Genomic DNA, 21148 nt, shown 5'->3' on the forward strand with positions numbered 1-21148 from the left:
CACCGGCGAGGAGATCACCCAGAACGGGCTGGGCGGCGCCGACGTGCACGCCGAGACCTCCGGCGTCGCCCACTTCGCCTACGACGACGAGGAGACCTGCATCGCCGAGGTCCGCTACCTCCTGTCGCTGCTGCCGCAGAACAACCGCGAGAACCCGCCGCACGCCGCCTCGGCCGACCCCGCCGACCGGCGCGGCGAAGCACTGCTCGACCTCGTCCCCGCCGACGGCAACCGGCCCTACGACATGACCAAGGTGATCGAGGAGATCGTCGACGACGGCGAGTACCTCGAGGTCCACGAGCGCTGGGCCCGCAACATCATCTGCGCGCTGGCCCGCCTGGACGGACAGGTCGTGGGCATCGTCGCCAACCAGCCGCAGGCCCTGGCCGGCGTCCTGGACATCGAGGCGAGCGAGAAGGCCGCCCGGTTCGTGCAGATGTGCGACGCCTTCAACATCCCCATCGTCACCTTCCTGGACGTCCCCGGCTTCCTGCCGGGCGTCGACCAGGAACACGGCGGCATCATCCGCCACGGCGCCAAACTCCTCTACGCCTACTGCAACGCCACCGTCCCCCGCATCTCCCTGATCCTGCGCAAGGCCTACGGCGGCGCCTACATCGTCATGGACTCCCAGTCCATCGGCGCCGACCTCACCTACGCGTGGCCGACCAACGAGATCGCCGTGATGGGCGCCGAGGGCGCGGCGGGCGTCATCTTCCGCCGTCAGATCGCCGAGGCCGACGACCCCGAGTCCATGCGCCAGAAGATGGTCGAGGAGTACAAGTCGGAGCTGATGCACCCCTACTACGCGGCCGAACGCGGCCTCGTGGACGACGTCATCGACCCCGCCGAGACCCGCGAGGTCCTCATCCGCTCCCTGGCGATGCTCCACACCAAGCACGCCGACCTGCCCTCCCGCAAACACGGCAACCCGCCGCAGTGACCCCACCCGGCAGACCGTAAGGTCTGTTTATGGGTGATCCTTTCCGGGGCGATCAGGCCAACCGGGCGGGGTGAGCGGCCTCTCGCTCACCCCGCCCCCGCCTGTGGCAGCGGCCCGAATGCCCCTTCGAACAGGCGTTTCTCCCTCGTAGGGGAGGTCCGCCCCTGGCCTTTCCGGCCAATCACGCCCGGAAGGGCGAGGGGAGTCCAGTCCCGCATTGACATACCGTACGCGCTGTTTTTAAATCGGGAAGGGGGCGGCGGCGCACGCGGACAAGGGAGATGGCGTGGACATCGACGTACTGGGCGCACTGGACGTGAGGGAGAACGGGGTGTCCGTCGCACCGACGGCCCCCAAACCGCGCCAGGTCCTGGCGCTGCTGGCCCTGCACGCGGACCGGGTGGTCCCGGTCGGCGCCCTCATCGAGGAACTCTGGTCGACCACCCCGCCGCGCAGCGCCCGCACCACCCTGCAGACCTACGTCCTGCAGCTGCGCGACCTCATCGCCACCGCCCTCGGCCCCGCCGGCCCGGACAGCCAAGACAGCCGGGACGGCCGGGACGGCCGGCCCGGCCGCCGCACCCCCAAGGACCTGCTGGCGACCACACCGGGCGGATACCTGCTGGCCCGCGCCGGCGGCACCAGCGACGTGCGCGACTTCGAGCGCCTGGCCGGCCAGGGCTACCGGGCCATGGACGCCGGCGACTTCGCCGGCGCCTCCCGCACGCTCGGCGCCGCACTGGACCTGTGGTCCGGCGACGCCTTCGCCGACGTGCCCGCCGGCCCCCAGCTCGCCATGGAGGCCAAACGCCTGGGCGAGAGCCGGCTGTGCGCGCTGGACCAGCGCATCGAGGCCGACCTGCGCCTGGGACGCCACCGCGAAGTCCTCGCCGAACTCACCGTCCTGACCAGCCGCCACCCCGCCCACGAGAACCTGCACGCCCAGTTCATGCTGGCCCTGCACCACAGCGGCCGGCGCGGCGAGGCCCTCGCCGCCTACCAGCGGCTGCACACCACCCTCGGACGGGACCTGGGCATGGAACCCTCCCCGCGGCTGCGCCGGCTGCGCCAGTCCGTGCTGACCGCAGCCCCGGAGGCCATGTCCCCGGCCGTGCACCCGCTGCCCGCCGCCCGGCCCGTACCGGCCCGCTGACCGGCTCCGTCCCGCCGCACCGCCACCGGCGGGCGGCCCCCCTCTTTTTCTTCCGCCCTCACCGGCGCGCCCCCGCCCCTTTCGCGGGCCGCCGGCACTCCGGCACGGGCGGGAATTCCCCGGCCCCCGCTTTTCGCAGCCCCGGCCGATCACGCCCGCAAGCTGCGCAAACACCCTTCGCCGGGTGCAGCACGCGGACCGGAACCGGCACTTCACTCCAGTGCCGGTACATATGTTCTGGAGAAGAAAGAACGGCCTGCGCAATACCGCACGTGGAATTCCGCTAGAGATCCAGTACAGGAAACCGCTCGAGAGGCCATCAGGCCGCTAGCGTGCACAGCGGCGGAGATTTCTGGCCACCGAAAGGAACTGGACAAGGAACTCGACGAGGTGCGGAGGCCACCATGAAGATTCAAATTCTGGGTCCGTTGAGTGCCGAGGTCAACGGGGGATCGATTGTTCCGACGGCCGGTAAACCGCGGCAGATCCTGTCGCTGCTGGCGCTCTATCCGGGCCGGGTCATGCCCGTTCCCACGCTCATGGAGGAACTCTGGGGAACCGAACCCCCACCGAGCGCCCTGACGACCCTGCAGACCTACATACTGCAACTGCGCCGGCGCCTGGGCACGGCCATGGGCCCCGGCTCCGCCACGGGCGCCAAGGACGTCCTGGCCACCCGGCACGGAGGCTATCTGCTCCAGGTCGACGACGACTGCGTCGACGTGCACCAGTACGAAAAGCTCGCCCGCGAGGGGCAGATCGCGTTCGAGGCCGGCGACAACAAGACGTCCGCCGCCCGCTTCCGCGCCGCACTGGATTTGTGGAGCGGCGCACCCCTGGTCGACGTCAGAGTGGGCCCCGTCCTCGACATCGAGGTCATGCGGCTGCAGGAGAGCCGGCTCGCCACCGTCGAGCGGCGCCTGGACGCCGACCTGCGCCTGGGCCGGCACGCCGAACTGATCGCCGAACTCACCGAACTGACCGCACGCCACCCCCACCACGAAGGACTGCACTCGCAGGTCATGGTGGCGCTGTACCGCTCGGGCCGGCAGGCGACCGCGCTCGAGGTGTACCGCAGGCTGCGGATGCGGCTCATCGACGAACTCGGCGTGGAGCCGTCACCGCAGCTGCAGCGCATGCACCAGGCGATGCTCTCCGTCGACCCGCTGCTGGACGTGCTGGCCGGCCCGCGGCGCACCTCGACGTTCGACCTGTTCGCCGCCTGAGACCGGCACCGCCGCACCGACCGCGAACCGCACGGTGCGCGGCCGACGCCGCGCACCAGCCGGCCGCCCTCGGTGACACGTCGGCGGGTGAGGAGGCACCGATGGAGGAACGTCACGCCACCCTGCACGTCCTGCCCGCCCCGGCCCGGCCGCAGCTGCCGCCGGCCGGGCCGGGGCGGGCCGGCGGCCCCGAGCAACCGGTGCGGGTGCACGTCGTCGGCGCCGACCCGCTGGCCCGCGTCGGCATCACCACCCTGCTGAGCGGGCACCCCGGCATCCGCGTCACCGGCGAGAGCGCACCCGGTGAGCGCCTGACCACCGCCCTGCACGGCCCGCGCCCACACGTCCTGGTCGTCCACGGCCCGCTCAGCGCCGGCCAGCACCAACAGCTCGCCGAAGCGGCCGGCGACGACGTGAAAACGGTCCTGCTCGGCGCCACGCAGCCGGCCCGCGCACCGGCCGGCGTCCACGGCGAGCTGCCCGGCACCGCCAGCGCCGGACAGCTCGCGGCCGCCGTCATCCTGGCGGCGGCCGGATACGCCTTCGCCCCCGCCCCGCCGCACGGGCACCCGCCGCCCCTGTCCCCGGTCCGCCCCGACGAGTTGACCGAGCGGGAGGCCCAGGTGCTGGAACTGCTGGCCAGGGGCCTGTCCAACGGGGAGATCGCCCACACGCTCAGCCTCTCCCAGCACACCGTCAAGACCCACGTGCAGAACATGCTGCACAAACTGCGCCTGCCCAACCGCGTCCACGCCGCCATCTACGCCTTCGAAGCCGGCGTGCGCCGCGCCCCCACCCCCGCGCCCGGCCCGCGCTGAGGAGCCGTCCCGCACCCTTCGAGGTTCAGGCGCGCTCCGCTGCCGCCCGGACGGCGGGGATCAGGTCTGCGACCCGTTCGAGCTGGTCGCGCTGGGAGCCAAGGTCCACGGCACCCAGGCGGGCGACGATGTGCCGGGCGCCGGCGGCGACATACCGTCCCAGGCGCTCACGCACCTGGGACGCGGAGCCGGTGACCACTGCCTGGATCTTCTCCAGCTCCTCCAGCGGCATGCCGTACGTGGCCCGCGCGTAGTCGTCCAGCGCCCGACGGCCGCCCTCGACGTCGTCGTCGACCCGTACCGAGACGAACAGCGCCGGGGTGATGTCCTTGACCTCGCGCCCCGCGTCGGCCGCCGCTTCGCGGACGCTGCGCAGGCCGGATGCGTAGTCGGCAGGGTCGGGCGGGTAGGGCAGCCACCCGTCGTAGAGCCGGCCGGTGCGGGCCAGCGCTCGAGGGGCCGCGCCGCCGAGCCAGATGGGCGGGCCGCCCGCTCCATAAGGCCTGGTCGTGGGCGGGAGGTCATCGAACCGGAGGATCTCGCCGGCAAAGGCGCCGGCGCCGTCCCACAGGGCCCGCCACAGCGCGACCGTCTCGTCCAGGCGGGCGAAGCGCCTTTCCCACGGCAGCTCCGACAGCGTGTACAGGGGCCGCCCGAAACGGCCGGGGAAGCCGGCGCCGACGGTCACGGTGAGCCGGCCACCGGACAGCAGGTCGATCGACGCAAGTGCCTGCGCGGCCTGGACCGGCCGACGCAAAAACGGCATCAGCGCAGCCGTGCCCAGCGTCACGGTCCCGGTCACCGGGGCGAGTGCGGCCAGCATCGTGAGCGCCTCGATGCGCGGGCTGAGCAGCGAATCGTTGGCCCAGAGCGAGGAGAAGCCCAAGCGTTCCGCGCAGCGGCCGAAGGCAATCAGCTCACGAGGGTCGCCGGCAGGGCCCCACTGGGCGCATCCGGTCGGAAGCAGTACACCGATGTCCATGCCGGCACGGTTCCCGACCGGCACGCGTGGCGACAATTCCCTGCGGGGAATGGCCCAGGACCCTGCGCCGCCGTTACAACAGGCCCGTGGACTTCCCTCGTGCGCTTCGTGAACGCCGTACCCGCCTGCATGTCAGCCAGCTCGATCTGGCGCTGCGAGCGGGCACCACCCAGCGCCACCTCAGCTTCATCGAATCCGGCAGGTCCCTCCCGGGCCGGAACATGGTCGTGCGCCTGGCCGAGTCGCTGGAGCTGCCGCTGCGGGAACGCAACGAGCTGCTGCTGGCCGCCGGATACGCGCCCGCCTACCCGCAGAGCTCACTGGACGATCCGGTGCTGGCCCCCGTGCGCACGGCGATCGACCACATCCTGCGCGGGCATCTGCCGTATCCGGCGCTGGTGGTGGACCGGGGCGGTGACCTGATCGCCGCGAACACCGCATTCGACGTGATCACCGAGGGCGCGGCTGCCGAGCTGGTGGGTCCGGGCACGAACATCTACCGCCTGGCGCTGCATCCCGACGGACTGGCTCCCCGTATCCTCAACCTCCCCCAGTGGGCGCGCCACATCCTGGTGCGCCTTGGCCATCTGGAGGAGCTGCACGCCGAACTCACCGCATACGTTCCCGCGCTGGAGCCGTCCGCCGGGCCACTCGGTTTCGCGGTGCCGCTCCACCTGCGCTCCTCCTACGGCGAGCTCCGCCTGATAACGACGGTGACGACCTTCGCCACCGCCGTCGACGTGACGCTTGCCGAGCTGAAGCTGGAGGCGTTCTTGCCGGCCGACCCGGCGACGGCCGAGGCTCTCTCGGCAGCCGCCGGGGCAAGGGCGTGCGCCGAGACCGGTCAGGAGCCCGGGAACATGTAATCGGTCTGGATGCGGCCGTGGCCGTCGAGTACGAGCATGTCCGAACCCCCACCCACCACGTCACCGGTTGCGGTGGCCACCGCCTCCCAGCCGATCTGGACCACGCCGTGCAGACGTACCGCACCGGGGCGCGCCCGGAAGACAACCCCCTGCTTCTCGACGAACCGCTCGTAGCTCCGCGCCACGCGGGTCTCGATGGCGTCGTACCCGCGAGCCTCCAACGTGGGATGGTCGAAGCCGAGTTCCGCGGCACGCTCCCGTATCTCCGCGGGCGGGTGAAGGATGTGGGTGCCGTCCTCGGCCCACAGCCGCTCGATGGCCGCACGGCGCTCCGCGGCACCGGGCACATTCCATTGAGCGATGTAGCGTTCGGCCAGCTGCTGCGGGTCGGTCTCGATCATCTACGTCTCCTTGCCCCGGCAAATCCCTTCGGACCCGATCCTGCGGAGCGCACCGGAGACCGGCAATTCCCTGCAGGGAATGCCCCTTTCACGTCAGAGACGACAGCGGTCCTGCGTAGTCGCGGTGAAATGATCCGGAGGCCGGCACTGCGCCCGCCGTGCCCCACCACGCCGTGCCCGCCCCTCACCCCCGCATGCGCGGAGGCCGCGGCGTGCACCGCGGTGGTGCCGCACACGGGGCACAGCCCGGGGCCGGGCTTGCGGGCGGCGACGATGCAGGCCCGCCCCAGCGCAGAAGGCGGACGGGCACGAGCGCGGGCCGGGGGAGAGGGCCGGTCACGCGTCAGGCGGGCCGCGGGCGCCGCTTCGGCCAGCCGATGTCGTCGTCCCACGGCGCGCGCACCGCTTGGGGCCGGCCGGCCCCGCCCCGGCGCACCGCACGGCCGGCAGGAACCGGACGTTCCATGATCGACTCCCGTAGGTGAGAGGCCCGGTGCCAGGCACCGTGCGCCCGGCACTGGAGATCCTGCCCGGATCCGTTCGAGAACCCCTCGACAACCGCTGGAGAACCGCACGAGAGCGACGTGAGATGCCGACGAGGGCCAGGGCACACCGCCTGGCAAAACATTGCCCGGCGCTTGCCCGGCCCCTACGCTCGTCGCTGCTTCGAGTAGGACCGCCGATCAGCTCCGCGGCCAACCGACCGCCAGGCACAGGGGAATGGTCACATGCTTCAGCAGCCCGCGTTCGGCCGCCGACTGAGGAAACTGCGCCAGGCCCGCGGCCTGTCCCAGTCCGCCCTGGCCGGTGACGGCATGTCCACCGGATACCTCTCCCGCCTGGAGTCCGGGGCCCGCCAGCCCACCGACCGCGCCGTGACCTACCTCGCCTCACGGCTCGGCCTCAAGCCGGCCGACTTCGAGGAGACGGCGGCCGCCTCACTCGCCCACGCCCTGTCGCTGGTCGCCTCCACCGCAGGCGACGACGCCCTGGCCACCCTGCGCGAGGCGCTGGCCGCCGAAGGCCACGAGGCGCCCGTGCTGCGCTGGCAGGCCCTGTGGCAACTGGCCCGCCAGTGCAGGATCCAGGGCGACCACGCCGGCGAACGCGCACACCTGGAGGACCTGGTCCGCCTCGGCGACGAGGTCGGACTGAGCGAACTGCGCGTGCGCGGGCTGACCCGGCTCGCCCGCTGCCTGCGCTCACTGGGCGAGATCGGCGCCGCCCTCGACGCCGCGCACGCCGCCCACCACCTGGCCCAGGACAACGACCTCGGCGTGGCCGACCGCATCGCCGTCCTGCTCGCCCTGGTGTCGGTGGAGGCCGAAGCCGGCCGGATACCCGACGCCCGCACGCACAGCGACCACCTCCTCGCCCTGGTCGAGGGCCGCTCGGACACCCTGTGGGCGGAAGCCATGTGGACCGCGGCCGCCGTCCGCCTGCGCCAGGGCGAACACGACGTCGCCCAGGCCTGCTTCGAACAGGCCCTCGAGCACTTCAGCGCCGGCGAGGACCTGGTGCTGTGGGTGCGGCTGCGGCTCGCCGCGGGCCGCCTGTACCTGCAAAAGCCGCCGCCCGACCCGCAGGCCGCCCAGCGGTGCGTCAGCGCCGCGGAACCCGCCCTGGCCTTCGTGGCCACCCCTGGCCTGCGCCAGGAACTGACCGCACTCAAGGCCGACCTCGCCTTCCACACCGCCCGCTACGACGACGCCCGCCTCCTGCTGGGCGAACTCGCCCTGGAAGAGCCCCGGATGACCTACCGGGACCGCATCCGCCTGGACATCCTGCGCCACCGGCTGCGCATCCTGCGTGGCGACGAGGGCGGCGTCCGGGGACTGCGCGCGCTGGCCGAACAGGCCCAGGCCGACGCCAATATCGACCTCGCGGCCGACATCTGGCGCGTCCTCGCCGAAGCCCTGGCCGACGCCGCCGCCCGCCCGGCCACGCCCGCGGCACCCGCGGCATCCGCGGCCACCGGTGCGGCACACGGCACACCGGCCCCGGCCGAGGCCGACGGCCGCGGCTGACACACCGCACCCGCCCCGCCCGCCCCGGGGCGGCCGGGGCGGGGCGGCGTCTAGAAGGCGTCGTTCAGATGGTCGTTGATGTGGTCCAGACACAACTCGTACAGGTCCTCGGGATGCGTCGCCTGCCAGCCCTCGGGCACCAGGGCCGCCGCCGGCCACAGGGCGCGGTGGCCGGTGTCGTCGGCGAGCACCATGAACGTGGCCGACCCGTCCGCGAAGGGGTCGTCGCCGGCCGGCCGGTCCAGCACCCGCAGATCACCCCCCGCGAGCAGCCGGGCCGCCCGGCCGGTGCGCCACATGCGGGCGGTGCCCTCGCCCACCGCGGCGAACGGGTCGGGCAGGAACCGCTCCCCGGAGGCGGCCGTCCGGCCCGCGTACCCCAGGGCCACACCCGCCCCGGCGACGTACAGGGTGCCCGTCCCGCCCGGCCCCACCGGCCGCATCCGGCCGTCCAGCACATAGGCGCGGTAACCGGGAGCGGGCCGCACGCTGCCGTCGGCCGACTGCTCCACGACCAGGCGGCCCTCGGCCCAGCCGCCGCTCAGGGTCAGCTCCACGCCCTCGGTGCGGGCCAGAGCCGACAGCGCGCCCAGCAGGTCGTCGGCCCCGCCCAGCACCAGCCGCGCGTCCTGGCGCCGCAGCCAGCCCAGCACCTCGTGCGGCACGGCCTGGCTCACCGCGCCGTCCGGGACATGCACCCGGGCGCCCGAGACCAGCGCGCCCAGCAGGCCCAGGACCGCGTCCTCGTCCGGGTAGCCGCGCACCAGCCACGCGGCCCCCGCCGGGCGGGCCGCGGCCGCCGCGGCGACGGCCGCCGCACCGATCACCACCGTGCCGTCCTCGCCGGGCACCAGCAGCACCGGATCACCCGCCGCCGCCGGCCGGGTCCGCTCCGCGTCACCGACCGGCCAGCGCCCGGTCGGCACCAGCCGGTCGGCCGTGTCGTCACGGACCAGGCGCACCGCACCCGGCACGGCCTCCAGCAGCAGGTCGGCCGTCTCGTCCAGCAAAAGCACCACCGGCCGCACCCCTTCGGGCAGGCCGGCCGCCGGGTCCACCGCCACCAGCGCGGCCCCCGTCTTGGCGACCGCGAGCGCGGCCACCGCGAACGCGACGGGCGAGGACAGCGCGGTCAGCACCGAGGCGCCCGGACCCGCCCGGTGCTCGATCAGGGCGTGCGCCAAAAGGTCGGAACGCGCGTCGAGTTCGCCATACGTCAACGAGGCCAGGGCGAGCGCCCCGGGGGCGCGCGCGGCCTGCTCGGCGAACAGCTCGGCCACCTGCCGCGCCGGCAGCGCGACGTCCGCACCCGCCCACACCCCTGCCACGGTGTGCGCGCCGCCCGGCAGCGGCAGCCGGCTCAGCGCGGTCCACGGGGCGTCCAGGACGGCCTGCAGCACGGCGGTGAGCCGGGCGGTGAGGGACACGGCACCCTCCTCACCGACCGTCTCGTGCCGGTAGACGGCCGTGACGCCGATACCCGCCGCCGCGCCCTGCGGCGTCTGCCGCTCGGCCAGCGTGAACGCCACATCCGCGGCCGGCACCGGCAGTACGGGCTGCTCGACCTGCACGGTGAGCCCGGCCGCCGTGAAAGCGCCCGCCGCCTCCTGCACCACGGCCAGGGCGCAGCCGGTGCCCGGCCGGGCCAGCGGTGCCCCGCCGTCGCGGTAGGCGGCGAGGTCCGCCTCCTTCACCCGGCGCAGCAGCTCGGCGAACGCGGGGTCGTCCGAGGCGTCCACCGTCAGGGCCAGCACCCGCCCGTAGGGGCCCACCGCGCCGCGCAGTCCCGCACGGTCGCGGGCCGGCACCGGCGCGGCGACGGTGACCTCACCGGGCGCGCCCGCCCGGGCCAGCACGGCAGCCAGCGCGGCGTGCACCACCATGAACAGCGTGCTGCCGTGCCGGGCGGCGAACCGGGTCAGCCGCTCGTGCAGGGAGGCGTCCAGGCCGTCCTGGTGGCAGCCGTAGGAGGGGTGGCGGGCGGCGGGCGCGGCGCCGGGCAGCGCGGTGGGCTCCCGGTCGCCGGTGAACGCCCGGGGCGCCGCGTCCAGTCCCGCCGGGCTGCGGTGCGGGACGGCGCCGGTGGCGCGTGCCCCGTAGGCCCGCGCGAGTTCGGCGGCCAGCGGCAGGTGGGACCACGCGTCGACCGCGTCGGCGGGCAGGGCGAGGTCGAGGCGGTGGTCGTCGGCGGCCAGGACGTGCAGGCGGGTGCCGGCCGAGCCCAGCGTCGAGTTGCGCAGCGCCTCGTGGCGCCGGCCGAGGTCCTCCAGGGCCTCCTGCAGGGCCCGCATGTCCACCGCCCCGCGCAGCCGCAGCGGCAGCACCGCGCTGTCCGGGCCCGCGCCGCAGGGCCCGGACAGCGCGGCACGCACATCGCCCACCAGGGCGGCCAGAGCGGCCGGGGTCGGCGCCTCGTGCAGGGCCCGGGGGCCCGGATCGGTGTCCAGCGTCTCGCGGATGCGCGCCAGCAGCCGGGCGGCGGCGAGCCGGTGGCCGCCGAGCGCGAAGAAGTCGCCGTCCGCGGGGACCTGGTGCCGCGGCAGCTCCAGCACCTCCGCGAACAGGTCCCGGACGATCTCCTGGACCGGGGTGCCCGGAGGGGTGCCGGGCCGGCGCGGGAGAGGGCCGGCGGGCGCGGGCAGCGCCGTCCGGTCGGTCCTGCCGTGGCCGTTCAGCGGCAGCGCGTCCACGCTCACCAGCGCCGAGGGCACCATGTGCGCGGGCAGCAGCCGCCGCAGATGACCGGCCAGAGCGACGCCCAGACCCCCATCCCGGCCCGCATCCGTGCCCGCACCCCGGCCCGCATCCGTGCCCGTGTCCCGGCCGACGTCCGTGCCCGCACCCCCTCCCGCGCTCGTGCCCGCATCCCGGCCGACGTCCGTGCCCGCATCCCGGCCGACGTCCGAGCTCATGCCCGCGCCGACGGCCGGGCCGACGTCCGAGTTCACGCCCGCGCCGACGCCCGGGCCGACGTCCGAGTTCACGCCCGGGCCCCCGTCCGGGCCGGTGGTGCGGCCGGGGCCGGACGGTGCGGCCGTGCGGTCCGCCACCCGCGGGGCGGGCCGAGCGGGCACCACGTAGGCGACCAGATGCCGCTCCCCGTCCCGTGACGCGTGCAGCGACACGGCGGCGTCGGACACCGCCGGATGCGCGCGCACCGCCGCCTCGATGGCGCCGAGGTCCACGCACAGGCCGTTCACCCTCACCCGGTCCTCCACCCGGCCCACGAACTCCAGCAGCCCGTCCTCACGCAGCAGCACCAGGTCACCGGTGCGGTACAGCACACCGCCGCCGCCGGTGAAGCGGTCCTCGACGAAGTGCCGGGCGTCCAGGTCGGGCCGCTTCAGGTAACCGGTGGCCACACCGGGCCCGCCCAGCAGGAGTTCCCCCACGCCGCCCGGCGCCACCTCGGCACCGTCCCCGCCCTCCACCACGGCGATGGCCGACCCGGCCGGACGGCCCAGCGGGAGGGCACCGTCCCCCTCGGGGGGAGCGGTGATCTCGTGCCAGACGGCCGGCGTGGCCGCCTCGGTCGCGCCGTACACGTGCAGCAGCCGCTGCGGCGGCCCCGCCTCGCACACCGCGCGCACCGCACGGGCATCGCCCACCTGGCCGCCGAACAGCACGACACGCAGCGGGGCGAGGGCGGCCGGCCGTTCCCGGGCGATCCGGTGCAACAGCGCGGTCGGCAGCAGCACCACCGAGACGCCGTGCGCCCGCACCGCCTCGGCGAAACGGTCCGGGCGGCGCACGGTCTGGGGCCCGAGGCCCACCAGGCGGGCCCCGGCGGCCAGCGCCGCCCACACCTCGAACATGACCGCGTCACAGGCCGGGCCGGCCACCTGGGCGACCACATCGCCGGCGGTCAGCCCCAGCCGGCCCGCGCGGCGCACGAGGTCCAGCACGGCCCGGTGCGGGACGACGACCCCCTTGGGCGGACCGGTGGTGCCGGCGGTGTAACAGACGTAGGCGGCCTCCTCCGGGCCGGGCACCTGGGAGGGCAGGACGGCGGGGCGCGCGGCGATCTCGGCGGCCTCGGCGTCCACGGCGATGACCGTCACGCCCGCGCTCTCGTACGGCGCCCCGCCGCCGTCCTTCGCCAGCACGGCCCGGGCCGCGCTGTCGCGTACGACCGACAGGCGCCGCCCGGCGGGCGCGGCCGGATCGAGGGGGACACACACCGCGCCGGCCCGCGCGATCGCCAGGAACGCGGTCACCATCTCCGGTCCCGGCCCCAGCGACGTCACCACCCGGTCGCCGCGGCCCACACCGCGCGCCCGCAGATGGGCGGCGAGACGGTTCGCCGCGGCGCTCAACTGCCCGTACGTCAGGCACCCGTCACCGCCCTCACCGCCGCCGTCGGGGTAGAGGACCGCGGCGGCACCCGGCCGGGCCTGGGCCTGCTGCTCGACGAGACCGGAGATCGACATCAGCACTCGCTCCTCACGACAGCGCCTTCCGGCGTGGCAAGAATGTGCCAACAGGCTGGCAACCCCCTCCGGAGAATCCGTCTCGAAGCGGTCGAGCCGCACTGGAGGCACCAGCGGCGCCCACCCGGCCCCGCACCGGACGGCGCCCGCACCCACCCACCCGCAAGCAGCCCGAAACCGCACGCCGGACGCGGGCGCGGCAAGAAGAGTGCCTGGCCGGGCAGTTGCCGCTCAAGCGCCGCTCGAACCGGCGTTGCCACCCGCCGCAAGCCTTGGCAACGTATTGCCACACACCCGGCAACTGCTTGCCGACGCCGTACGGGGGGAGGCCCCGGATGATCCACCTGAACCCGGCCGGACTGGGCCGCATGCCCAGCGCCGCCCAGAGCGTCCTCGCCCAGTGGGCCCGCCACGACGACCGCTACGGCGACCTCGAACTCGAAGAGCGCCTCGAGGCCGGAGTGCGCCGCACCACACACGCACACCTCGCCGCCCTGCTGGGCGCACCGGCCGGCGGTATCACCCTCCACCGCGGCGCCGCCGAGGCGTTCGCCGCCCACGTCGGCCGCCTGCCGCTCGGCCCCGGCGACCGGGTGTGGACCACCCCCTACGAGAGCGCCGCCCACCTCACCGCCCTGTACGCCCTGCGCGACCGCACCCGCTGCACCCTCGAGGTCGTGCCGCTGCGCCCGGACGGCGACCTGGACCTGGAGTGGATGGCCCGCAACATCGCCGACGACGTCGCCCTGGTCTCGGTGACGCACGTCCCCGCGGTCTGCGGCATCGTCAACCCGGTGGAGGACGTGGGCCGCATCCTCGCCCCCCACCGCTGCCTGTACGCCGTCGACGCCTCCTACGCCGTCGGCCAGCTGCCCGTGGACGCCGCCCGCATCGGCTGCCACCTGCTGACCGGGGACGGCTGGCGGTTCCTGGGCGGGCCGGAGGCCATCGGATTCGCCTCCACCGCGCCGCGGATGCGCGACGCGCTCACCGCGCCCGGCGCACGGAGCCTTGCGCCGGCCGCCCCGGCCGCCCCGGCCGTCGCGGCACTGCACGCCGCCCTGGCCGAGCACGCGGCGACGGCCGGGGACGTCCACGGCCTCACCGACGCCCTGCGCGCCGCCGTCGAGGCGGCACCCGGCACCGAACCGGTCGCGCCCGGGCGCATCCAGTCGGGCATCGTCGCCTTCCGGCACCACGACCTGCCCGCCGCCGACATCCGGCGGCAGCTGGCGGAGCGCGGCATCGTGGTGTGGAAGACCGTCGCCCAGCAGACACCGCTGTTCCAGCCCCCCGGCACCACCGCCACCACGACCGTGCGCGCCTCGGTCCGGTACGACAACACACCTGAGGACACGGCCCGTTTCGGCGATGCCCTGCGGGAGGTCCTGGCCGCACACCGCCGCCGCCCCCGCCCGCCGGCCGGTGCCCGGCCCGCCCCGCTCGCCGCCGTACCCGGCCCCGCCGCGACGCGGACGCCGCGTACGGCGGCCCGCCACCGCAGGCCGGGCGCCGGGCACCTGACACTGGTGACCACCCCGACCGGCCGGACACCGGACCCGGCCGTGGGCGGAACCCCGGCGTAGCCCGGGCCGCCCCCACCGGCAGCCGGGTTCCGCCCTGCAGTCGGCTCCCCGTCGGTGGCCGGGCCGTCGAGGGCGGCCCCGTCCGGCAGTGGGGAGCCGGGCCGTTGGCGGCGGCCCCGCCCGGCAGCCGGGTCCCGTGGGGAGCCTGGTCCCGCCGGGCAGCCGGGTGTTGGGTCCCGCCCGCCGACGCATCCCCGGCGGGGGCCGCCGGCAGCCGGGACTTGGCGGGTCCCGTCGGCAGCCCGGCCGCCGGCGGCGGGTTCCGGCGGCCGGACTGCCGTGCCGTTTCCGGCCCCCGGGGGGCTCGGGCGTCATTGCCTCCCCGGCGAGGGGATCGCTCGCGGGAGTGAGACCGCGGGGGAGGTTCACCCCGTGCGGCGATGTGCGCGCCGCCCGGCCGTTTGCACAATGCGCCAACGGCCCCGGGACGACGACCTCTGGAGACGCCACCATGACTGCCGCCTCACACCGGCCGGGACAGCCCGTCCCGCAGCAGCCGACCGCCGACGTGCTCGGCGAACTGACCACGATGCTGGCCACCCTCGTGGGCGTGCAGGCCCGGGCCGTCGACGCCGGGCAGACCTTCCCGCTGCTGGGACTGGACTCCCTGCGCAGCATGGAGTTCCTCGACACGCTCAACGCCCGCTACGGCACCGCCGTCCCCCCGGGCGCCCTGTACACGTTCCCGACACCGAGGGACCTGGCCGCCCACGTCGCCGTACAGATCGGCGCCACCGGGCCCGGGGAGGACGGCGGCGCGGGCACCGGCGGCGTCGTCGAGCGGCTGCGGGAGCAGCTCGCCCGGATCCTGGGCTGCGCGCCGGACGCCCTCGACACCGGCAGCGACTTCCCCGTGCTCGGCGTGGACTCCCTCCTCGCGGCGCAGTTCGTCGCGGACGTCAACCGCGCCTGGGAGCTCGGCGAGACGCCCGCCGTGCTCTACCGGCATCCCACCCTCGCCTCGCTGGCGGCGCACATCGCCGCGCAGACGGACGCAGCCGGTACCCCGCCGCCGGCACCCCCGCAGGCCGTGCCCGCAGCCCGCCCGCCCCACGACGCGGACACCGCCGCCATCGACCTGGAGTCCCTGCTGGACGCGGTCCGCGACGACCTGCTCAGCGTCGACGAGGCGGCCGCACTGCTCGGCGCCGGTCCGGTGTGAGCGCAGGACCGACAGCTCATGGACAAGCGGGAGATCCTCACACGTTTCAAGGACGGCACCCTCGAACGGCGCCACACCCTCGCCCTGCTGTCGGGCACCCCGGCCCCGGTGCGGGCCCCGGCATCCCTGCCGCCGGCCGGAAAGGACACCGCCCCGCCCAGCCCCGCCCAGGCCGCCCCGCCCGGCCCCAAGCCGCCGGAGACCGGGCACACCACCGCGCCGTGCGCCGTGATCGGCGTACAGGCACGCCTGCCGCACGCCGGTGATCTCGCCGCCCTGTGGCGCACGGAACTGACCGGGGACCCGGCCCTGCACGCCGCGGACCCCGACGCCCCGGACGTCTTCGACGCGGCCGCCCTGGGGCTGACGGACAGTGAAGCGGCGCTGATCGGCCCGGGGGAGCGGCTGCTGCTGGACACCGCCCGGCGGGTGCTGGAGAGCGCCGGGCACGCGGGGGTCCGCCTCGACGGGCTGCGCGGCCCCGACGGGCAGCGGCGCTGCGTCGGGGTGTTCACGGCGCTCACCGGCCGCCCGCAGGACGCCGGCGGCCACCACCCCGGCGGTGCCGCGGGGCGGCTGTCGCACCTGTTCGACCTGCGCGGCCCGAGCCGGCACGTCGACACCGGCCCGTCCTCCTTCCTCACCGCCCTGCACCTGGGCCTGGCCGCGCTGCGGGCCGGCGAGTGCGCGGCCGCCCTGGTCGCCGCCGCCGGACCGGGGCCGGGCGGCACCGGCGCGGCCGCCGTCCTGCTCAAACCGCTGGCCGACGCCCGGGGTTGCGCGGACGCCGTCCACGCGGTCGTCCTCGCCGACGCGGCGGCGCATCCGGGACGCGGGCCGCAGCCCGCCCTCGGCGAGAGGCTGCGCCGGCGCGCCGTGCAGGCGGCCGGCATCCCGCAGACGGCAGTGGGCCTGCAGGAGACGGGAAAGACGGGGGAGGGGACCGTCGGCGGAGCGGGTGCGTTCCTGCGCGCCCTGCTGCAACTGAAGTACGCCACCGTGCTGCCGTCCCCCGGCCGGCCCGAGCCCGGCCCGTGGCGGCCCGCGCACCACGCCGACGGTGCCGCCTGGCCCCGCACCGCACTGGCCGGGGTGTACGAGCCGGACGCCGAGCACGCCGTCGTGGTGCTCCAGGAACCGCCCCCCGCCCCCTTTTCGGCGGACGACGCGGCGGAGCCCGAACTGGTGCTGCTGTCCGCCCCCACTCCCGGGCACCTGGAGGCCGCCGCCGCACAGCTCGCGGACCTCCTCACCGCGGCCGGCCCGACCGGCGGCGCCCGTGCGCCCGGCCCGGCCGCCGTGGCGCGGGAACTGCGGCTGGGGCGGGCCGCCCAGGCCTGCCGCCTGGCCCTGGTCGCCGACCGCACCGACCGGCTCGCCGACGCCCTGTCCGCGTTCGCGGCCGGCACCCCACCGCACGGCGTGCGCACGGCGGACCTGCGCGCGGCGTCCGGCGGCCCGCTGCTGCTGGCCGGTCTCACCGAGACGTCGGCCTATCTGGGCGCCCTGTGGCAGGGACGGCACTTCGAGCAGCTGACCCGCCTGTGGCTGGCCGGCGCCGACGTGCTGACCGCGATCCCCGGCGACGACGCAGCACCCGTCCTCGAACTGCCCCCGGGCGCCCCACCGCCCCACCGACCCGGCAACGCCGACGCCGATGCCGACACTGCGGACGACGCCGGCACCGCCCGTGCGCCCGGCGAGCGGCGGGGAGGACAGCCGTGACAGCACCACCGGCACCCCCCGGCCCACCGGCCCCACAGACGCCACCGGCGTCACCGGTGCCGCGGGCACCCGGCGCGGCCGGGGACACAGCGCCGCGGCCGGGCTCCGCGCACGTCACCCTGTGGCTGTGCCCCAACGACGGCCTGGCCCCCGAGACCGCGCAACTGCTGGGCGAGCACTGGCTGGACGCGCAGGAACAGCGCACCGCCGGCCGGTTCCTGTTCGAACACGACCGCATGCACTACCTGGTGGCGCACACCCTCGTCCGGCGCGCCCTGGCACTGGAGGCGGGCACGGCCGAGGCCGAACTGGTCATCTGGCGTTCCGTGCGCGGGCGTCCCTTCCTGCGGCCCACGACCGACCAGCCGGGCAGCGGCGGCAGGACCCTGGACTTCAACCTCTCGCACGCCGGCGGCTACAACGCCCTCGGCATCGTGCACCGGGCCCGGGTCGGCGTCGACGTCGAACGGATCGAGGACCGCGACGAGCACGCGATCGCCACCGTCCTCAACGCCGTCACCCCCCAGGAACGCGCCTGGGCGGAGCGGGCCGGCACCCCGGGCGAACGCGACCGGCGCGCCCTGCGCGTATGGGTCCTCAAGGAGGCCTACGCCAAGGCCCGCGGGCTCGGTCTGGGCATCCCCTTCGACAGCTTCGTCTTCACGATGGACGACGAGCGGGGCGTACGGGCCTTCACCCCGCCGCCCGACGACACCGGCCGGGCGTGGCGGTTCGCCGAACTGGAACCGGTGCCGGGCGTGCTGGTCGGGGTCGCCGTACCGGCCGAGGAGGGCGAGGAGGCCGAGCAGGTCCTCCACCTCAACCAGGGCTTCCCCTGGAGCCGTTCCGCGCCGCGCCGCTATGTGCTGCCCGCCCCGGTCGGAGCACCGCCCGCCGGGTGAGCGCCGGCCCGGTGTGCGCCCGTCCAGCGCCCGTCGACGGCCTCTCGAGCCCGGCACACGACAGTCGGGGGACCATCCCGGCCGATGCGCTGTCAGGAGGACGACATGGCGGTGGTGACGTACCTGGACACTCCCCTGGACGGGCTGTTGCGCCGAGCCGCCGCGCGCACGGGTGACCGGCCGGCCCTCACCACCGCGGCCGGCACCCGCACCTACGCCGGCCTCGACCGCACGGCCGACCGCGTCGCGCACGCCGTCGACCGTGCCGTGCGCCGGCCCGGCGGCGGGGCCGTCGTCGTCTGCGCGCCCCATCCCGACGTCGCCGCCGCGTACTTCGGCGCGGTGCGCAGCGGCCGTCCGCTCGCCCTGCTCGACCCGTCGGCGGGCGCCGCGGCCGTACGGGAACTGTGCGCGGCGGTGCACGCCGAGATCGCCTTCGTCCCCGCGGACCTGGCCGGCCTGTTCCGGACGGCGGGCGGGCGCCTGCACACCGTCGTCGTGCTGGAACCGGCCGGCCGCCCCGCACACACCGCCGAGCCTCCCTCCTGGCCCGCCGGTGTGTGCGCCGTGCCGTGGGCGGCCGCGGTGGGGGAGGGGCCCGGCACCCCGTTCCGCAGCCCGGTGTCCGACGCCGACACCGTCGCGTGCGTGCAGCTGGTGCCGCATCCGGCCACGGGCGCGCGGGTGCTGGCCCTGACCCACCGCAACCTGCTGGCGAACGCGGCACAGATCGTCGTCGCCTGCGGCCTGGACGCCGACAGTGTCGTGGTCGACCACCTGCCCGCCCGCCACCCCTCGCTCATGGGCGCCGCCGTGCACGCCGGTGCCGAGCAGGTGCTGGTGGCCGACCCCGATCCGTGCGCCGGGATGGTCCAGTGCCGCAGCCTTCGGGCCACCCACTACTTCGGCCCCTCGGCCCGGCTCACCCGGCTGGCCGAGGACGAACGGCTCGCCGGGCACCGGGCGCCGCTGCCCGGCGGCCACCTGCGGGCGGTGCTGTGCGCGGACGGCGCCCTGGAGGCGGAGACGGCCCGCCGGCTGCGGCACGCCCTGCGGGTTCCCGTGCTCCAGGGCTACGGCGTGGGCGGGCTGTCGGTCCTCTCCCACGTCCAGGCGCCCGCCACGCAGCCGGTGCTGGGCGCGGTGGGGGCCTCGCTGCCGGGGACCGAGTGCCGTGTCGTCCACCCCGTCAGCCGCGAACCGGTCAGGGCCTGGTCCGGCGGCGAGGTGGAGATCCGGGGCCCGCAGGTGCCCTCCCGGCCGGCCGGCGGATGGCTGGCCACGGGCGACGTCGGCTACCTCGACCTCGACGACCGGCTGCACCTGGTCGCCCGGCCCGCCGCCGTCTTCCTGTCCGGGGACACCGTTGTCGTGCCCGGCATGGTGGAACGGGTGCTGCGCTCGGATCCCCGGGTGGCGGACTGCGTGGTGACCGAGTGGCCGGACGCGGCGCACGGCGCGGTGGTCTGGGCGGGCGTCGTCCTGCACCGCACCGCGGGCGGCGCGCCGACACTCCGGGCCGTGCTCGCCGACGTCGCCGCCCGCGCCAACGCCCTGCTGGGCCCCGCCGAGCAGATCCGCCACCTGGACGCCCTGGACGCCGTCCCCCGCACCACCGACGGCCGCCCGGCCCGCCGCCGGCTCGCACAGCACACCGGCCGGGCGCGCGCCGGCGCGGCGTGAACCGCCCGCCGCACCGCCCCGGATCCCCGCACCGCACGCCCCGCCGGCACCGCGCCCCCGGCCGCGAACAACCCCGGAAGACAGCCGGGAAGCACCCCCGGAACCCGACCGCAAGGCGGCCCCGGAACACAGTCGGGGAGCGGCCCTGGAGCACGGCCTGGAAGCGGCCCCCGAGTACGGCCGGGAAGCAGCCCTGGAAGGCGGCCCGGGAGCGGCGCCCGGGCACGGCCGCAAGGCGCTCCAGGAACACGGCCCGGAAGCGGCCCCCGAATACGGCCGCAAGGCGCTCCCCGACAACAGCCGCCGGTCGCTCCCCCACCACGGCCGCAAGGCGCCCCCGGACCATGCCCGTAAGGCCATGCCCCCCTACGGCCGCACCGCCGCCGAAACCGCGCCCGCAGCGACCGGGCGGAGTTCCGCTCGAATGCGCCCGGAACGCGGCCGGGACACGGCCGGAGGCAATCCGGAACGCGGCGGGAATCGCGGCGGACTCCCGCCGCAGCCCGCCTCCGCCCTCCACCGCGCCTCGAGCCCCGGTGGACCGGCGAAAGACCGCACCGGGCGGCGGCACGACGAGCGGCGGGGCCCGGCATCATCCGCCGGACCCCGCCGCACGTGCCGCGCCGCGCACCCGCTCAGCTGGTCACCAGCGCCACGCACATCCCGCCCAGCGCCAGCGCCTGAAGGACGACACGGGCGTTGATGACGCTGTCCCAGGTGCGCTGCAGCGCCCGCGCGTCCGGGGCGGTGCGGCAGTCCAGCGCCGCCCCGGTGAGCTGCTTGTTCACCGGCGCGCTGACCTTGTTGTAGACGGCCAGCCACACCACCAGCGCCGCGGCCGCCACCCCGGCGGCGACGGCGGGGGCGGCCTTGCCGTCGAAGCCGGCGACGGCGGCCGTGGCCACGGTCGCCACCAGGCCGAACACGCCCGGCACCGGCATCCTGCGGTCCCCGAAGCGGTGGGTCTGGCCCATCGCACTGGTCAGCACCACGTCGTCGACGTGGGCCATGGCGGGCCGCTGCACCACCGCGGAGAACACGTCCGTTCCGTAGACCACCGCATTGGCCATGGTGGCCACCACGGCCAGCGTTATCAGAAGCGCTTCCAACACAACCACCTTCGTCGGTCCGATCCCGGATATAGCGATGCTAGGTATTCTTTCGACACTATAAGTGTCAGCGCTCGGAATGCTAGCGTCGACAACTCAGCGCCGACTCAAGCGCCGACTCAAGCGCCAGCCCAG

15 protein-coding genes are annotated in these 21148 nt (G+C 75.6%); 11 read left to right on the forward strand and 4 right to left on the reverse strand.

Annotated features, from left to right (window positions below; translation table 11 throughout):
* The 4 genes from IEZ05_RS33940 to IEZ05_RS33955 all read left to right on the forward strand — a co-directional run.
* Nucleotides 1–943 (forward strand): acyl-CoA carboxylase subunit beta (locus tag IEZ05_RS33940; RefSeq protein WP_308426983.1); only part of this gene is annotated, 943 nt, incomplete at its 5' end.
* A 286-nt stretch (nucleotides 944–1229) separates the two neighbouring features.
* Complete coding sequence (locus IEZ05_RS33945) at nucleotides 1230–2096, forward strand: AfsR/SARP family transcriptional regulator (RefSeq protein ID WP_189234162.1); 867 nt, start codon at nucleotides 1230–1232, stop codon at nucleotides 2094–2096.
* A 404-nt stretch (nucleotides 2097–2500) separates the two neighbouring features.
* A complete protein-coding gene (locus IEZ05_RS33950) occupies nucleotides 2501–3322 on the forward strand; it encodes an AfsR/SARP family transcriptional regulator (protein ID WP_189234163.1) in 822 nt (273 codons plus the stop codon).
* 101 nt (nucleotides 3323–3423) lie between these two features.
* Entirely contained in the window at nucleotides 3424–4140 is a 717-nt protein-coding gene (locus tag IEZ05_RS33955) for a response regulator transcription factor (RefSeq protein WP_189234164.1), read from the forward strand.
* Between the two features lie 25 nt (nucleotides 4141–4165).
* Here IEZ05_RS33955 and IEZ05_RS33960 read toward each other — a convergent pair whose 3' ends face one another.
* Nucleotides 4166–5122 carry an LLM class flavin-dependent oxidoreductase gene (locus IEZ05_RS33960; protein ID WP_189234165.1) on the reverse strand — a complete coding sequence of 319 codons (957 nt, stop codon included), beginning with the start codon at nucleotides 5120–5122 and terminating at the stop codon, nucleotides 4166–4168.
* A gap of 86 nt (nucleotides 5123–5208) precedes the next feature.
* On the opposite strand from IEZ05_RS33960, the gene IEZ05_RS33965 reads away from it, so the two are divergent.
* Nucleotides 5209–5988 carry a helix-turn-helix domain-containing protein gene (locus IEZ05_RS33965; protein WP_189234166.1) on the forward strand — a complete coding sequence of 260 codons (780 nt, stop codon included), beginning with the start codon at nucleotides 5209–5211 and terminating at the stop codon, nucleotides 5986–5988.
* Here the strand turns inward: IEZ05_RS33965 and IEZ05_RS33970 are convergent.
* A complete protein-coding gene (locus IEZ05_RS33970) occupies nucleotides 5967–6389 on the reverse strand; it encodes a PDDEXK family nuclease (protein ID WP_189234167.1) in 423 nt (140 codons plus the stop codon). The two genes, IEZ05_RS33965 and IEZ05_RS33970, sit on opposite strands and share 22 nt — an antisense overlap.
* A 728-nt stretch (nucleotides 6390–7117) precedes the next feature.
* Here IEZ05_RS33970 and IEZ05_RS33975 point away from each other — a divergent pair.
* Nucleotides 7118–8416 (forward strand): helix-turn-helix domain-containing protein, encoded by a 1299-nt coding sequence (locus IEZ05_RS33975; RefSeq protein ID WP_189234168.1) that lies wholly within the window; start codon nucleotides 7118–7120, stop codon nucleotides 8414–8416.
* A 50-nt stretch (nucleotides 8417–8466) separates the two neighbouring features.
* Here the strand turns inward: IEZ05_RS33975 and IEZ05_RS33980 are convergent, their stop codons facing one another.
* A complete protein-coding gene (locus tag IEZ05_RS33980; protein WP_189234169.1) occupies nucleotides 8467–12846 on the reverse strand; it encodes a non-ribosomal peptide synthetase in 4380 nt (1459 codons plus the stop codon).
* Nucleotides 12847–13181: 335 nt separating this feature from the next.
* Here IEZ05_RS33980 and IEZ05_RS33985 point away from each other — a divergent pair, with 335 nt between their 5' ends.
* The 5 genes from IEZ05_RS33985 to IEZ05_RS34005 all read left to right on the forward strand — a co-directional run bounded on the left by IEZ05_RS33985 (nucleotide 13182) and on the right by IEZ05_RS34005 (nucleotide 19904).
* Entirely contained in the window at nucleotides 13182–14432 is a 1251-nt protein-coding gene (locus tag IEZ05_RS33985) for an aminotransferase class V-fold PLP-dependent enzyme (protein WP_189234170.1), read from the forward strand.
* A 451-nt stretch (nucleotides 14433–14883) separates the two neighbouring features.
* The gene (locus tag IEZ05_RS33990) at nucleotides 14884–15594 is read left to right on the forward strand and encodes a phosphopantetheine-binding protein (protein ID WP_189234171.1); all 711 of its coding nucleotides are present in this window, start codon (nucleotides 14884–14886) and stop codon (nucleotides 15592–15594) included.
* Nucleotides 15595–15612: 18 nt separating this feature from the next.
* Nucleotides 15613–17319, forward strand: a complete 1707-nt coding sequence (locus IEZ05_RS33995; RefSeq protein WP_189234172.1) for a beta-ketoacyl synthase N-terminal-like domain-containing protein — start codon at nucleotides 15613–15615, stop codon at nucleotides 17317–17319.
* A gap of 56 nt (nucleotides 17320–17375) precedes the next feature.
* The gene (locus tag IEZ05_RS34000) at nucleotides 17376–18221 is read left to right on the forward strand and encodes a 4'-phosphopantetheinyl transferase family protein (RefSeq protein ID WP_189234173.1); all 846 of its coding nucleotides are present in this window, start codon (nucleotides 17376–17378) and stop codon (nucleotides 18219–18221) included.
* Between the two features lie 84 nt (nucleotides 18222–18305).
* The gene (locus IEZ05_RS34005) at nucleotides 18306–19904 is read left to right on the forward strand and encodes a class I adenylate-forming enzyme family protein (protein ID WP_189234174.1); all 1599 of its coding nucleotides are present in this window, start codon (nucleotides 18306–18308) and stop codon (nucleotides 19902–19904) included.
* Between the two features lie 635 nt (nucleotides 19905–20539).
* On the opposite strand, the gene IEZ05_RS34010 is transcribed toward IEZ05_RS34005, so the two are convergent.
* Nucleotides 20540–21013: a DUF1772 domain-containing protein gene (locus tag IEZ05_RS34010; RefSeq protein WP_189234175.1), complete on the reverse strand. Its 474-nt coding sequence runs from the start codon at nucleotides 21011–21013 to the stop codon at nucleotides 20540–20542.
* Nucleotides 21014–21148: the final 135 nt, after the last annotated feature.

Source organism: Streptomyces flaveolus (genome assembly GCF_014648815.1).
GTDB classification, from domain to species: Bacteria; Actinomycetota; Actinomycetes; order Streptomycetales; family Streptomycetaceae; genus Streptomyces; species Streptomyces flaveolus.

Bases quoted from the DNA above. Each gene is read 5' to 3' on its own strand.
- IEZ05_RS33950 (WP_189234163.1), top strand. From the start codon at position 2,501: ATGAAGATTCAAATTCTGGGTCCGTTGAGTGCCGAGGTCAACGGGGGA.
- IEZ05_RS33955 (WP_189234164.1), top strand. From the start codon at position 3,424: ATGGAGGAACGTCACGCCACCCTGCACGTCCTGCCCGCCCCGGCCCGG.
- IEZ05_RS33960 (WP_189234165.1), bottom strand. From the start codon at position 5,122: ATGGACATCGGTGTACTGCTTCCGACCGGATGCGCCCAGTGGGGCCCT.
- IEZ05_RS33970 (WP_189234167.1), bottom strand. From the start codon at position 6,389: ATGATCGAGACCGACCCGCAGCAGCTGGCCGAACGCTACATCGCTCAA.
- IEZ05_RS33975 (WP_189234168.1), top strand. From the start codon at position 7,118: ATGCTTCAGCAGCCCGCGTTCGGCCGCCGACTGAGGAAACTGCGCCAG.
- IEZ05_RS33980 (WP_189234169.1), bottom strand. From the start codon at position 12,846: ATGTCGATCTCCGGTCTCGTCGAGCAGCAGGCCCAGGCCCGGCCGGGT.
- IEZ05_RS33985 (WP_189234170.1), top strand. From the start codon at position 13,182: ATGATCCACCTGAACCCGGCCGGACTGGGCCGCATGCCCAGCGCCGCC.
- IEZ05_RS33990 (WP_189234171.1), top strand. From the start codon at position 14,884: ATGACTGCCGCCTCACACCGGCCGGGACAGCCCGTCCCGCAGCAGCCG.
- IEZ05_RS33995 (WP_189234172.1), top strand. From the start codon at position 15,613: ATGGACAAGCGGGAGATCCTCACACGTTTCAAGGACGGCACCCTCGAA.
- IEZ05_RS34005 (WP_189234174.1), top strand. From the start codon at position 18,306: ATGCGCTGTCAGGAGGACGACATGGCGGTGGTGACGTACCTGGACACT.